This window comes from Duganella sp. Leaf126 (assembly GCF_001423125.1).
Classification (GTDB): domain Bacteria; phylum Pseudomonadota; class Gammaproteobacteria; order Burkholderiales; family Burkholderiaceae_D; genus Rugamonas.
On the sequence record NZ_LMNW01000001.1, the window covers coordinates 586,140 to 598,888 of the forward strand.

Consider the following 12,749-nt stretch of genomic DNA (forward strand, 5'->3'; position numbering starts at 1 on the left):
ACGATTTCGTCAAGCGACTTTTTGCTGGCCAGGCGGTAATTGCCCGGTCCGCCTGGACCATGGCGCCACAACGATTTCAGCTACACTGGCATCCCCAGCTTCCAGCGTCCCTGCACATGCCCGAGAAGAATCTGCCCGAACTGATCACCCTGAAACGCCTGATCGACGCCGGCGGCAAGCATCTGCAGGTCGATACCCATTGCACCATCGCCATGGACGGCCGTCATTTTCCCGTGTATGCGATCGCGCTGGGCAATCCCAGCCCAGACGTGCCGGCACTCGGCTTCTTCGGCGGCATTCACGGCCTCGAGCGCATCGGCACCCAGGTCATTTTATCGTTCATGGAAAGCATCCTGGCGCGCTTACGCTGGGACAGCACGCTGCACCAGCAGCTCGAATCGATGCGGCTGGTGTTCATGCCGCTGGTGAATCCGGGCGGCATGTGGCAAGCCACGCGCTGCAATCCGCAAGGCGTGGACCTGATGCGCAATGCGCCGCTGTCGGCCGTGGACCGGGTGCCGTTCATGCTTGGCGGCCAGCGCTACAGCCGCCGCCTGCCCTGGTACCGCGGCCCGGCCGGCGCGCCGATGGAGCCGGAAAACCTGGCCGTGTGCAAGGTGGTCGAAGGTGAACTGCTGAGCCGGCAGTTCAGCATGGCGCTCGACTGCCATTCGGGCTTCGGCCTGCGCGACCGCATCTGGTTCCCGCACGCCCACACGGCCGCACCGATCGCCCACCTGGCCGACATCGGCGCGCTGGAAGCCCTGTTCAGCGAGAGCTACCCGAACCACAACTACGTGTTCGAGCCGCAAAGCCGGCAATACCGCACCCACGGCGACCTGTGGGACTACCTGTACCTGAACGGCACCAGTTACACCGAGCGCACTTTTTTGCCGCTGACGCTGGAGATGGGTTCGTGGCTGTGGGTCAAAAAAAACCCGCGCCAGCTGTTCGACCGGGTGGCCATGTTCAATCCCACCGCCACCCACCGCCTGCAGCGGGTGCTGCGCCGGCACCTGATCTGGTTCGATTTCCTGATGCGGGCCGTCAACAGTCACGGCCGCTGGGTGCCGGACGGGCTGGCGCGCAAGCAGCAGCAGCGCCGCTCGCTCACGCAGTGGTACGGCGCCTGACATCATGAGCACCTGGATCCTGCTGCGCGGCCTGATGCGCGAACAACGGCACTGGGGCCGCTTCCCCGGCCAGCTGTCGCGCGCGCTGCCCGGCGCCACCCTGGTCACGCCCGATCTGCCGGGCAACGGCGTCCAGTACGCCGCCACCAGCCCGACCTCGGTGGCCGACATGGTGGCGGCCTGCCGCGCCGACCTGCGCGCGCGCGGCGTGCGGCCGCCCTACTCGCTGCTGGCGTTGTCGCTGGGCGGCATGATGGCGGTGGAATGGGCCAGCCGCCATCCGGACGAGCTGACGCGCGCAGTGCTGGTCAATACCAGCATGCGGCCATTCAGCCGCTTCCACCAGCGGCTGCGCTGGCGCAATTACGGTGCGATCGTGCGCATGCTGCTCGATGGCGGCGTGGCAGCGCAGGAGCGCCTGATCCTGCGGTTGACCAGCCGCCATGGCGACAACGCCGAGCGCGACGGCCTGCTGCGCCGCTGGCTGGCCTACCAGCAGCAATTCCCCGTCAGCCGCGCCAACGCGCTGCGCCAGCTGCTGGCCGCAGCCCGTTACCGCGCCCCGGCCACGCGCCCGGCCCTGCCGCTGCTGGTGCTGTCGTCGAGCGGCGACCAGCTGGTCGATCCCGACTGTTCGCGCCAGCTCGCTGCAGCCTGGCGCACCGAGCACCGCATCCACCCCAACGCCGGCCACGACCTGCCGCTCGACGACGGCGACTGGGTAGCCCAGCGGGTGGCAGCGTGGGTGGGCAGCGCAGACCTGGCCGCCGAAGCGCGGTAAAATACCGCCCCTATGTCCACCGCCGCCACCGCCACCTCCACCACTACGGTCGTCGCCGGCAAGGCCGTTGCCTGCCGTCCGCACTGCGGCGCCTGCTGCACGGCGCCCTCGATCACTAGTCCGATTCCGGGTATGCCCGATGGCAAGCCGGCCGGCGTGCGCTGCGTCCAGCTCGGCGACGACCAGCGCTGCCTGATCTTCGGCCGTCCCGAGCGGCCAGCGTTTTGCGGCGGCCTGCAACCGTCAACCGACATGTGCGGCGACAGCAGGACCTACGCCATGCACTGGCTGGCCGCACTGGAACGCGCCACCGCCCCAGATAATTGACGACGAAGCAATAAGCCGCTACTTTGGCGGAAACTTCCCTCCAGGCCGCCCGATGACCGTACCGATCCGTATCCTTGCCGCAGCGTTGACCATGTCGATGGCAGCGCCATGCGCGGCGCTGGCGGTGCCGGCCGAGAAGCCGGTTGCTGCCAGCGCCAACAACAGCGCCATCACGCCAGCGCCGGGCGTACCGGCCGCCATCCGCTACATCCGCAAGGTCGAAGACGCGCCCGGCGAAACGGTGGTGTCGCGCCGCTCCGGTTTCCAGGAGGCGCTGGGGGCGGCGCTGGGGCGCCAGCTGGCGCGGCCGGTGCGCCTGATGCCGTTGCCGCGCAAGCGCATGATGGCTGCGCTCGAAGCGGGCGAAGGCGATATCGTGTGCGGCTACTCGCCAGCCTGGTTCCAGGGCAAGGTGGACTGGACCCGGCCCTTCATTCCCACGTCCGAAGTGCTGATCGCCTCGCGCCGGGTGCCGGCGCCCACCTCGCTCGACGACATCCGCGGCAAGACCGTGGGCACGGTGCTCGGCTTTAACTACCCGCTGGTCCAGAATCGCCTTGGCGACGGTTTCGTGCGCGACGATGCGCCGTCGCTCGAGCTGACGCTGCGTAAATGGCAGGCCGGGCGCTTCGATTACTTCCTGGCCACCGGTGTCACGGTCGAGCGCCAGTTCGCCAGCGGCGAGCTGGACGCTGGCTTCAGCCAGCTGGTGATCAGCGAGGAAAAAACCGGCTGCGCCGTGGCCCGCAAGGGCAGCCTGCGCGCAGACCAGGTCAATGCCGCCATCGACGCCATCGAGAAAAGCGGCGAACTGGCGCGGCTGCTGCGCCTGCGCTGACCTGCACCCGTCAAGCGAATTTGCTGCATCGCATCCTCCCCTTCCCTGCAGCATGGCTGCGCACCGCCCGCCAAAGTATTTCCGCATTGCACCATCGAACATTACCGCTTAGTCAGATTGCAAATAGTGCTCGCCGAACATGGTATTCTTCGCCCCCGGCGTCTCTGCATTTGCAGCCATTCCCCCTCCTTCCAACCCTTACACTAGTTAACTACATGGATATTGTTCTCGTCATTAAAGCCATCATCATGGGCGTGGTTGAAGGTCTTACGGAATTTCTGCCGATCTCTTCTACCGGTCACCTGATCCTGACCGAGCACCTGCTGGGGTTTGCAGGCATGGAAGACAAAATGAAGGTGTTCGAAATCGTGATCCAGGCCGGCGCCATGATGGCGGTGATCTGGGAGTTCCGCGCCCGCATCGGCCTGGTCTTGTCCGGCCTGTTCAGCGATCCGGTGCAGCAGCGCTTTGCCATGAATGTGCTGATCGCCTTCCTGCCGGCCGCCATCCTGGGCCTGCTGTTCTCGTCGGCCATCAAGGCCCACCTGTTCGCGCCGATCCCGGTGGCAGCGGCGTTCATCATCGGCGGTATCATCATCCTGTGGGTGGAAAAGCGCGCCAAGACCAACCCGGCTGTTGAACGTATCACCTCGCTCGACCAGATCACCCCGGTCGACGCGCTGAAAATCGGCATCGCCCAGGCGTTCGCCCTGATCCCGGGCACCAGCCGTTCGGGCGCCACCATCATGGGCAGCATGATCTTCGGCTTCTCGCGCCAGGTGGCCACCGAGTTTTCGTTCTTCCTCGCCATTCCGACCCTGATCGGCGCCACCGTCTATTCGCTGTACAAGGACCGCGCGCTGCTGTCGATGGATGACCTGTCGTTCTTCACCATCGGCACCGTGGCCGCCTTCATCTCGGCCTTCCTGTGCATCCGCTGGCTGCTGCGCTATATCATGACCCATACCTTCGTGATTTTTGCCTGGTACCGGATTGTGTTTGGCCTGATCGTCCTCATAACCGGTTATTATGGCGTGATCGTCTGGGCCGACTAACTGACGCCTCGTCATTCAATTTTATTTGTTGTGGGAACTAGCAGTACATGAATCAGGACAACCAGGAGCGCGCGCTCCACCTGCTGGAAACCGTGTTCGGCTACCCGGCCTTTCGCGGACAACAGGCGGAGATCGTCGATCATGTCAGCAACGGCGGCGACGCCCTGGTCCTGATGCCCACCGGCGGCGGCAAGTCGCTGTGCTACCAGATTCCGGCCCTGCTGCGCGACGGCGTGGGCGTGGTGGTCTCGCCCCTGATCGCGCTGATGCAGGACCAGGTCGATGCGCTCGAGGAAGTGGGCGTGCGCGCCGCCTTCCTCAATTCCACCCAGACCTACGAAGAAGCGAGCCGCATCGAGCGGCTCGTGCGCACCGGTCAGCTCGACCTGGTGTACGTGGCGCCCGAGCGGCTGATGACCGAGCGCTGCCTGAACCTGTTCCAGGATTCGAAGATCGCGCTGTTTGCCATCGACGAGGCGCACTGCGTGTCGCAATGGGGCCATGATTTCCGTCCCGAGTACATCCGCCTGTCGGTGCTGCACGAGCAGTTTCCCGATGTGCCGCGGATCGCCCTCACCGCCACGGCCGACCCGCAGACGCGCGCCGAGATCGTCCACCGGCTGCAGCTCGGTGACGCGGCGCAGTTCGTCTCGTCGTTCGACCGCCCCAATATCCGCTACCAGATCGTCGAGAAAACCAACGGCCGCAAGCAGCTGCTCGACTTCATCACCACCGAGCACGCGGGCGACTGCGGCATCGTCTACTGCCTGTCGCGCAAGAAGGTCGAAGAGACCGCCGAGTTCCTCAACGAAAACGGCATCCGCGCACTGGCGTACCACGCCGGCATGGACCACGCCAAGCGCGCCGCCAACCAGGCCCGCTTCCTGCGCGAGGAAAACATCGTCATGTGCGCCACCATCGCCTTCGGCATGGGCATCGACAAGCCCGATGTGCGCTTCGTCTGCCACCTCGACCTGCCGAAAAGCATCGAGGGCTATTACCAGGAGACCGGGCGCGCCGGCCGCGACGGCGGCGCCGCCAGCGCCTGGATGGCTTACGGCTTGCAGGACGTGGTGCTGCAGCGGCGCATGATCGACGAGTCGGAAGCGGACGAAACCTTCAAGCGCGTGCTCGGCAACAAGCTCGACGCGATGCTGGGCCTGTGCGAAACGCTGAGTTGCCGCCGCGTGCGCCTGCTTGATTATTTCGGCGAACAGTCCGGCCCGTGCGGCAACTGCGATACCTGTTTGATCCCGCCCGTCTCGTTCGACGGCACGGTGCCGGTGCAAAAGCTGCTGTCGGCCGTGTACCGCGTCGACCAGCGCTTTGCCGCCGGCCACGTGATCGAGGTGCTGCGCGGCGTCGAGACCGAGCGCATCAAGACCTGGCACCACGACAGCCTGTCCGTGTTCGGCATCGGCGCCGACCGCAGCGAGCACGAATGGCGCGCCATCCTGCGCCAGATGATCGCGCTGGGCCTGTTGACGGTCGATCACGAGCAATACAGCTCGCTCAAACTGACCGACGCCGCGCGCCCGGTCTTGAAAGGCGGCCAGAAGGTGCAGCTGCGCCAGTATCAAAAGCCGGTCAAGCAGAAGACGCCGCGCGCCACCAAAGGTTACGTCGAGAGCGACCTCTCGCCGCGCGAGGAAAAAGTCTTCGAACGGCTGCGCACCTGGCGCATGGCCACCGCGCGCGAGCACAATGTCGCTGCCTACATCATCTTCAACGACGCCACCCTGCGCGAAATCGCCAAGGCGCGGCCGACAGCGCTCGACGACCTGCGCGGCATTTCCGGCGTCGGCGAGAAAAAACTGACCTCGTACGGCGACCAGATCGTCGAACTGATCCGCGAATTCGAATAAGTCCGACTCAGCCCGTCACCACGCTGCGGTACCGTCCCGGCGCGGCGCCCACGGCGTCGCGGAAGCGATGGCTGAAGTGGCTGAGGTCGGCGTAGCCGCAGGCATCGGCGACCTGCTGCAGCGGTTGCGCCGTGTGCTGCAACAGGCTGCGCGCCAGCTCAATGCGGCGCGCCGCGATCCACGCGGCCGGCGTCATGCCAAACGACAGCTTGAACATGCGCAGCAGGTGGTACTCGGACAGGCAGGCCAGCTGCGCCAGCGTCTGCACGGTGATCGCCTGCGCCAGGTGGGCCTCGATGTAATCGGCCAGCTGGCGCCGCACGGCCGGCGCCAGGCCGCCGCGCACGCGGCCCTGGTGGCGCGGCAGCGCTTGCGCGTGCAGCAGGTGCGACAGCGTTTCGTGGCTCATCTGGTTGGCGCGCAGTTTGGCATCGGCGCCGTCCCAGTCCATGCCGGCCAGCGCTGCGCACAGCTGGCCGATGCGCGCGTGCTCGAAATAGGTGCGGTCGGCCAGCGTCAGGGCGCGCGGCTCGCGGTCCAGTTCCACCACCGCGCGGCGCGTAAAATGCTCGGGCAAAAAATACACGTGCAAAAAGCGCACGGCGCCGCGCACGGTCCAGCGCGATTCGTGCCAGTCCGGCAGGGTGCACAGCCGCTGCGGCGCGCCGAACCGGCCGGGCAGCTTATCGCGCTCGGTGCGGTAGCCGCCACCCATGTAGTACGACAGCGTGTGGTGGCCGGGCTGGCAGTACGCGGTTTCGGCGCACGGCGTATCGCGCCGCCAGATCGCCAGCGCCAGCTCGTCGCCGAGCCAGGCAAAGCGTTCGAGCTCGGCGTCGGTCTCGGACATGGTCTTGAACACCGAATGCGACAGCCGGCCCTCGGGCAAGCTATGCGGTGACATCAGGGTGGCGGGCAGGTCGGGGCGGCGGGACATGGCAGAAAGTCTAGCACGGTCCTTCGCGCCAGCCAGCGCTGCGGCGGCACGATGCGCAATTTCAGACAAGCGCCGCCGGCGCCCTGCCGTCATGCTGGCGCCATGAATACTTTTCTCTACCTGCTCACCGTCCTGATCTGGGGTACCACCTGGATCGCCATCACCTTTCAGCTGGGCGTGGTGCCCGCGCCCGTGTCGATCGCCTACCGCTTCTGGATCGCCGCTGCGCTGCTGCTGGCGGCCCTGCTGGTCACGCGCCGGCGCTGGTGGCCGCCGCGCCAGGCCTGGCCTTACCTGTTCGCGCAGGGCATCGCGCTGTTCTGCCTGAACTTCCTGTGCTTTTATTATGCCGCGCTGTACATCACCAGCGGCCAGGAAGCCGTGGTGTTTTCCACCGCGCCGCTGTGGATCGCGCTGGCCGGGCGGCTGTTCCTGGGCCGGCCGCTGCGGGGCCCGGTGATCGTGGGCGCGCTGTTCGGCCTGGCCGGCATCGTGCTGCTGTTCGCGCCGCAGATGCAGGGCCACTGGAACGACCGCGGCGTGCTGCTGGGGCTGGGCCTGTCGCTGGGCGGCACCTGGTGCTTCGCCTGCGGCAACCTGCTGTCCTCGCGCATGCAATCGCTGGACCTGACGCCGTGGCTGACCAACACCTGGGCCATGCTGATCGGCGCCACCACGCTGGGCGTGGCCGCGCTGGCGCTGGGCATGCCGTTCGCCCTCGATCCGTCGCCGCGCTACCTGTGGGCGCTGCTGTACCTGGCCGTCGCCGGCTCGGTGATCGGGTTTACCGCCTACCTGCTGCTGGTCGGGCGCATCGGACCGGACCGCGCTGCCTATTCCACGGTATTATTCCCCATCGTCGCGTTGACGATTTCAACCATGTACGAAGGCTACCAATGGACGCCGCTGGCGCTGTGCGGGCTGGCGCTGGTCCTCGCCGGGAATGTGCTGGCGTTTTTGCCGCCATCGCTGCAGGCCCGTTTGAAGGCAGCGTTCTGACGCCGATTTTGGAGACTGCATGACCCGACCCGGTTCGTTCGCCGTGCTGGCGCTGGCGCTGGCCCTGACGCTGGCCCACGCTGCACCTGCTGCACCTGCTGCACCTGCTACCATCGCGGCCGCCAAGCCTGTGGCGACGCCCTTAGTGTCGCCCATATCTACCCTCGTAGCCGATACCATCTACCGCAACGGCTACATCTACACGGTGGACGCCAACGACAGCGTGCAGCAGGCGCTGGCCGTGCGCGGCGGGCGCATCGTCTATGTCGGCGACGATGCCGGCGCCGCCAGGCTGCAAGGCCGGCGCACCACCGTGATCGACCTGGGCGGCAAGATGCTGATGCCGGGCCTGGTCGATGGGCACCTGCACCCTCAGTCGGGCGGCAGCCGCCTGCTCAACTGCAGCCTCGACTACCTGCCGCTGACGGTGGCGCAGTTCCAGCAGCGCATCCAGGCCTGCCTCGACAGCGATGTGCGCCTTGGCAAAGGCGATCCCCAGCGCTGGCTGGTGGTGGTCAACTGGTTCCAGCAAGGCATGCTGCCCGACGGCGTGACGACCAGCGCTGCCACGCTCGACGCGCTCAAGACCGACCGCCCGATCCTGGTGCGCTCGTCGTTCGGCCACTCGCTGCAACTGAACTCGAAAGGGATCGCGGTGGCCGGCATCACCGTTGCCACGCCCGACCCGGCCGGCGGCAAGATCGCGCGCGACGCCGGCGGCCAGGCCACCGGGCTGCTGGAAGACGCGGCGCAGGACCTGGCGATGAACCTGCTGCCGCCGCTGACGGTGGCCGAGAACCTGGCCGCGTCGGCCAAGGCGCTCGAAGCGATGCGCCGGCAAGGCATCACCTCGTTCCTCGACGCCTATACCGATCCCGAAACCATGACCGCGTTCACCACGCTGCAACGGCAGGGCAAGCTGACCGCGCGCGCCCACTTCGCGGTGCTGATCGACCTGGATAAGGGCAACACGCCGCAGCGCGCGGTGGCCGAGCTGCTCAAGCAGAAAAAACAGTTCGACCAGGGGCCGACCAGGGTGGCGCCGTCGCTGCAGGTCCGCCACGCCAAGCTGTTCATGGATGGCGTGATCTCGGCGCCGGCGTTTACCGGCGCCATGCTCGCACCGTACTGGGTCAACAAGGGTACGGAACAACAGCCGGACTGGCAGCCGGGCAGCAGCAACGGCCCGGCCACGTATTTTTCACAGGCGGCGCTGCGCTCCACGCTCGACGTGCTGGCGCGCGCCGGCATCGACCCGCACCTGCATGTCGATGGCGACCGCGCCGTGCGCGAAGCGCTCGATGCGGTGGCCTGGCTGCGCGGCACGCCGGCCGGCAAGCAGGTCCGCCCGGCGCTGGCCCACGACGAAATCGTCGATCCGGCCGACTATCCGCGCTTCGCTCAGCTCGATGTGACGCCGGTGCTGTCGTTCCAGTGGGCCAAGCCGGCGCCCGATACGCTGGGCGCCCTGAAACCCTACATGGGACCGCAGCGCTACCGTCTCGTGCAGCCGCAGTCGGCGCTGCTCGATGCCGGCGCGCGCATCGCCTATGGCAGCGACTGGCCGGTCGATCCGCTCGACCAATGGTTTGCCTTGAAAGTGGGCGTGACGCGCACTGCCGCACCGGACGCCGGCGCCGAGTATGCCGGCCGCCTGGGCGACACGCCGGGTCTGCCGCGCGCAGCGGTCCTGCGCGCGATCACGCTCAACGCCGCCTACACGCTGCGCCAGGAACGGCTGACCGGGTCGCTGGAAGCGGGCAAGCTGGCCGACCTGATCGTCCTCGACCGCAATTTCTTCACCATTCCCGCCGAAGACATCGCCAACATCAAGGTGCTGCAGACCGTGGTCGGCGGCAAGGTGGTGTACCAGTCGCCGGCAATGCGCTAGCACCGATCGCGATCGGTTAAGATGGCGGCCTGATTTTCTTGTGCCGCCTCCTGTCCATGCAACTCGCCATCTCCGTCCTGATCATTGCCGCCACCGCGCTGGTCGTCTACTCGATCATCCGGTCCAACCCGGCGCACAAGGTGGCGCTGCCGCCGCGCCCGAGCGCGCCCTACACGCCGGTGCTGCCGGACGCACCGGCCGTCCACCACTGGTCCGATGGCGGCCGTTTTTTGGTGGAGGTGGTCAACGAGTCGCGCTACCAGCCCGTGCTCGCGGCCCTGGCCGGCACCGATGGCGACGCGGCTGCGCGCGCGCCGTACACGGCAATGCTGTTCTGCGACGACCGTAACGCCTACGAAGACGCGGCGGTGGCTGTATTCCTGGAGGGGCAGATGGCCGGTTACCTGGGAGCGAAGGAGGCGCTGAACTTCCGCGCCCGCCTCAAGCGCGACGGCTACGCCGGCCAGCTGACCAGCTGCGCTGCGCAGGTGCGCGGCGGCGGCTTGTGGCAGAACGCGCGCCTGGCCTACCACGTGGTGCTGGACCTGGAACCGCTGGACAAGCGGTAAGCGGGGGCACTGCTTATTTTTTGGAGAACACCAGGTCCCACACGCCGTGACCGAGCTTGATGCCACGGTTTTCGAACTTGGTCAGCGGCCGGTAGGCCGGCTGCGGCGCGTAGCCGTCGGCCGTATTCTGCAGGCCCTCTTCCGCACCGAGCACCTCGAGCATCTGCACCGCGTAGTCTTCCCAGTCGGTGGCGCAGTGCAGGTAGCCGCCCGGCGCCAGCTTTTGCACCAGCAGCTTGACGAACGGCGCCTGGATCAAACGGCGCTTGTTGTGGCGCGCCTTGTGCCACGGGTCGGGGAAGAAGATGTGCACGCCGTGCAGCGAGCCGTCCGGAATCATGTGGTTGAGCACCTCGACCGCGTCGTGCTGGATGGCCCGCAGATTGGTCAGCTGCTGCTCGCCGATCAGCTTGAGCAGGCTGCCCACGCCCGGGGTATGCACTTCCACGCCGATGAAATCCTTGTCCGGCATGGCGGCCGCGATGTGGGCCGTGGTGGCGCCCATGCCGAAGCCGATTTCCAGCACCGTCGGCGCCTGGCGGCCGAAGACCCGGGCGTAGTCGAGCGGCGCTTTCTCGTACCCGATCAGGAACTGCTGCTGCTCTTCGAGCGCGCGCGCCTGCGCCGTGGACAGGCGGCCGGCGCGGGTGACGAAGCTGCGGATGCGGTGTTCGGTCGGGTCGTACAGCATGCCCCGCGCTGGAGGCTGTTTTGGAGTATCGGAAGACATGGTGGCAGTGCGGTAAAAGTGTGAGGCGGCATTATATCAGCGCCGCTTCGCGGTGCCGCTGCCGCTGCCGACAGCGGCCGCCACTAAACAATGTCTCGATGTTATCAATCGATTGACACTCGGTGCGAGTTGGGGTCTAATCGCAGCATTCGTTTGAAATCGTTTTCAAGCCCTCCTCCACACTGCCGATTCCTCCCATGACCGACACCAGCCACCTGTACGCCCAGTTCCCGCCATCGTTTACCTGGGGCATCGCCACCAGTGCGTTCCAGATCGAAGGCGCCGCCACTGCCGATGGCAAGGGTGCGTCGATCTGGGATACCTTCAGCCATACCCCGGGCAAGATCATCGACGGCACCAACGGCGACGTCGCCTGCGACCACTACCACCGCTATGCCGAAGACGTGGCCATCATGGCCGGCCTGGGCGTGGACGCCTACCGCTTCTCGATCGCCTGGGCGCGCGTGCAGCCGCAGGGCAAGGGCGCCTGGAACGAAGCCGGCTTCGCCTTTTACGACCGGCTGCTGACCGAACTGGAACAGCGCGGCATCGGCGCCCACGTGACGCTGTACCACTGGGACTTGCCGCAAGGCCTGCAGGACGAAGGCGGCTGGCTCAACCGCGATACCGCCTACCATTTCGCCGAATACGCGGCCGAAGTGGCGCGCCGCTTCGGCCACCGCGTCAAGACGATCGCCACCCATAACGAACCGTGGTGCACGGCCAATCTCGGCTACGGCAACGCCCAGTTCGCGCCGGGCGTGGCCGACCTCAAGCAGTCGGTGCAGGTTTCGCACCACCTGCTGCTGTCGCACGGCCTGGCCATGCGCGCGATGCGCGCGGTGGGCAGCCCGGCCCAGCTCGGCATCGTGCTGAACCAGTGGCCGGCGCACCCGGCCACCGACAGCGCAGCCGACATCGCGATGGCCGACTTCGAATATGCGCGCTCGGTCGAATGGTTCATGGACCCGATCTTCAAGGGCCATTACCCGGCGCTGGCGCTCGAGGTGTACGGCGAGAACGGCCCGGACCTGCAGGACGGCGACCTCGACATCATCCGCGGCAAGCTCGACTTCATGGGCCTGAACTACTACTTCCGCTCGTTCTGCAGCGCCGAAGTGCCGCCGCGGCAGCCCGAAAACAAGCTGGGCACCACCGACATGGGCTGGGAGATCTATCCGGACGGCCTGACCGAGCTCTTGCTCAAGCTGCACGCCGACTACGACCTGCCACCGATCTACATCACCGAAAACGGCATGGCCAACCCCGACACCGTGGTCAATGGCGAAGTGCCGGACGAAGCCCGCATCGACTTCGTGCTGCGCCACCTGAAAGCGGTCAACGACGCCCGCCTGCAGGGCGTCGATGTGCGCGGCTATTTCCTGTGGAGCCTGCTCGACAACTTCGAATGGAATTCCGGCTACGCCAAGCGCTTCGGCATCGTCCACGTCGATTACACGACCCAGCAGCGCACACTCAAGCACAGCGCCCACTGGTACCGCGACTTCGTGGTCCAGCAGCGCGCCGCCGGCAAGCTCGAACAGGCCGCGTAAGCCCGCACCTCCCCCTCCGGCCGGCTGCGCCGGAGGACCAGCGCAGCCGGCCGCAGAGCCGGCGTGCAAGC

Annotated in this window: 12 protein-coding genes; 10 read left to right on the forward strand and 2 right to left on the reverse strand. The window is 66.7% G+C overall.

Annotated elements, in window-relative coordinates; genetic code table 11:
* Window positions 1-116 precede the first annotated feature (116 nt).
* The 6 genes from ASF61_RS02445 (at window position 117) to recQ (ending at window position 5,999) form a co-directional block, all read left to right on the forward strand.
* On the forward strand, window positions 117-1,133 hold the full coding sequence (locus ASF61_RS02445; protein ID WP_056150751.1) for a M14 family zinc carboxypeptidase: 1,017 nt from the start codon (window positions 117-119) through the stop codon (window positions 1,131-1,133).
* A gap of 4 nt (window positions 1,134-1,137) precedes the next feature.
* A complete protein-coding gene (locus tag ASF61_RS02450) occupies window positions 1,138-1,914 on the forward strand; it encodes an alpha/beta fold hydrolase (RefSeq protein ID WP_056150753.1) in 777 nt (258 codons plus the stop codon).
* Between the two features lie 12 nt (window positions 1,915-1,926).
* Window positions 1,927-2,241: a YkgJ family cysteine cluster protein gene (locus ASF61_RS02455; protein ID WP_056150755.1), complete on the forward strand. Its 315-nt coding sequence runs from the start codon at window positions 1,927-1,929 to the stop codon at window positions 2,239-2,241.
* A 52-nt stretch (window positions 2,242-2,293) separates the two neighbouring features.
* Entirely contained in the window at window positions 2,294-3,079 is a 786-nt protein-coding gene (locus tag ASF61_RS02460; protein WP_229205675.1) for an ABC transporter substrate-binding protein, read from the forward strand.
* 215 nt (window positions 3,080-3,294) lie between these two features.
* Window positions 3,295-4,134: an undecaprenyl-diphosphate phosphatase gene (locus tag ASF61_RS02465; protein WP_056150757.1), complete on the forward strand. Its 840-nt coding sequence runs from the start codon at window positions 3,295-3,297 to the stop codon at window positions 4,132-4,134.
* A gap of 47 nt (window positions 4,135-4,181) precedes the next feature.
* Complete coding sequence (recQ, locus tag ASF61_RS02470; RefSeq protein ID WP_056150759.1) at window positions 4,182-5,999, forward strand: DNA helicase RecQ; 1,818 nt, start codon at window positions 4,182-4,184, stop codon at window positions 5,997-5,999.
* A gap of 7 nt (window positions 6,000-6,006) precedes the next feature.
* On the opposite strand, the gene ASF61_RS02475 is transcribed toward recQ, so the two are convergent.
* Window positions 6,007-6,936 carry an AraC family transcriptional regulator gene (locus ASF61_RS02475; RefSeq protein ID WP_056150761.1) on the reverse strand — a complete coding sequence of 310 codons (930 nt, stop codon included), beginning with the start codon at window positions 6,934-6,936 and terminating at the stop codon, window positions 6,007-6,009.
* Window positions 6,937-7,038: 102 nt separating this feature from the next.
* On the opposite strand from ASF61_RS02475, the gene ASF61_RS02480 reads away from it, so the two are divergent.
* Genes ASF61_RS02480 through ASF61_RS02490 form a run of 3 tightly spaced genes read left to right on the forward strand, consistent with a single transcriptional unit; the run spans window position 7,039 to window position 10,395 of the window.
* Complete coding sequence (locus tag ASF61_RS02480) at window positions 7,039-7,935, forward strand: DMT family transporter (RefSeq protein ID WP_056150763.1); 897 nt, start codon at window positions 7,039-7,041, stop codon at window positions 7,933-7,935.
* A 19-nt stretch (window positions 7,936-7,954) separates the two neighbouring features.
* Window positions 7,955-9,826 (forward strand): amidohydrolase, encoded by a 1,872-nt coding sequence (locus tag ASF61_RS02485; RefSeq protein WP_229205676.1) that lies wholly within the window; start codon window positions 7,955-7,957, stop codon window positions 9,824-9,826.
* A gap of 56 nt (window positions 9,827-9,882) precedes the next feature.
* Window positions 9,883-10,395, forward strand: coding sequence for a hypothetical protein (locus ASF61_RS02490; RefSeq protein WP_056150765.1), 513 nt, complete (start codon window positions 9,883-9,885; stop codon window positions 10,393-10,395).
* Window positions 10,396-10,408: 13 nt separating this feature from the next.
* On the opposite strand, the gene trmB is transcribed toward ASF61_RS02490, so the two are convergent.
* Window positions 10,409-11,086 (reverse strand): tRNA (guanosine(46)-N7)-methyltransferase TrmB, encoded by a 678-nt coding sequence (gene trmB, locus ASF61_RS02495; protein ID WP_056150766.1) that lies wholly within the window; start codon window positions 11,084-11,086, stop codon window positions 10,409-10,411.
* A 236-nt stretch (window positions 11,087-11,322) separates the two neighbouring features.
* On the opposite strand from trmB, the gene ASF61_RS02500 reads away from it, so the two are divergent.
* On the forward strand, window positions 11,323-12,678 hold the full coding sequence (locus ASF61_RS02500; protein WP_056150768.1) for a GH1 family beta-glucosidase: 1,356 nt from the start codon (window positions 11,323-11,325) through the stop codon (window positions 12,676-12,678).
* Window positions 12,679-12,749 lie beyond the last annotated feature (71 nt).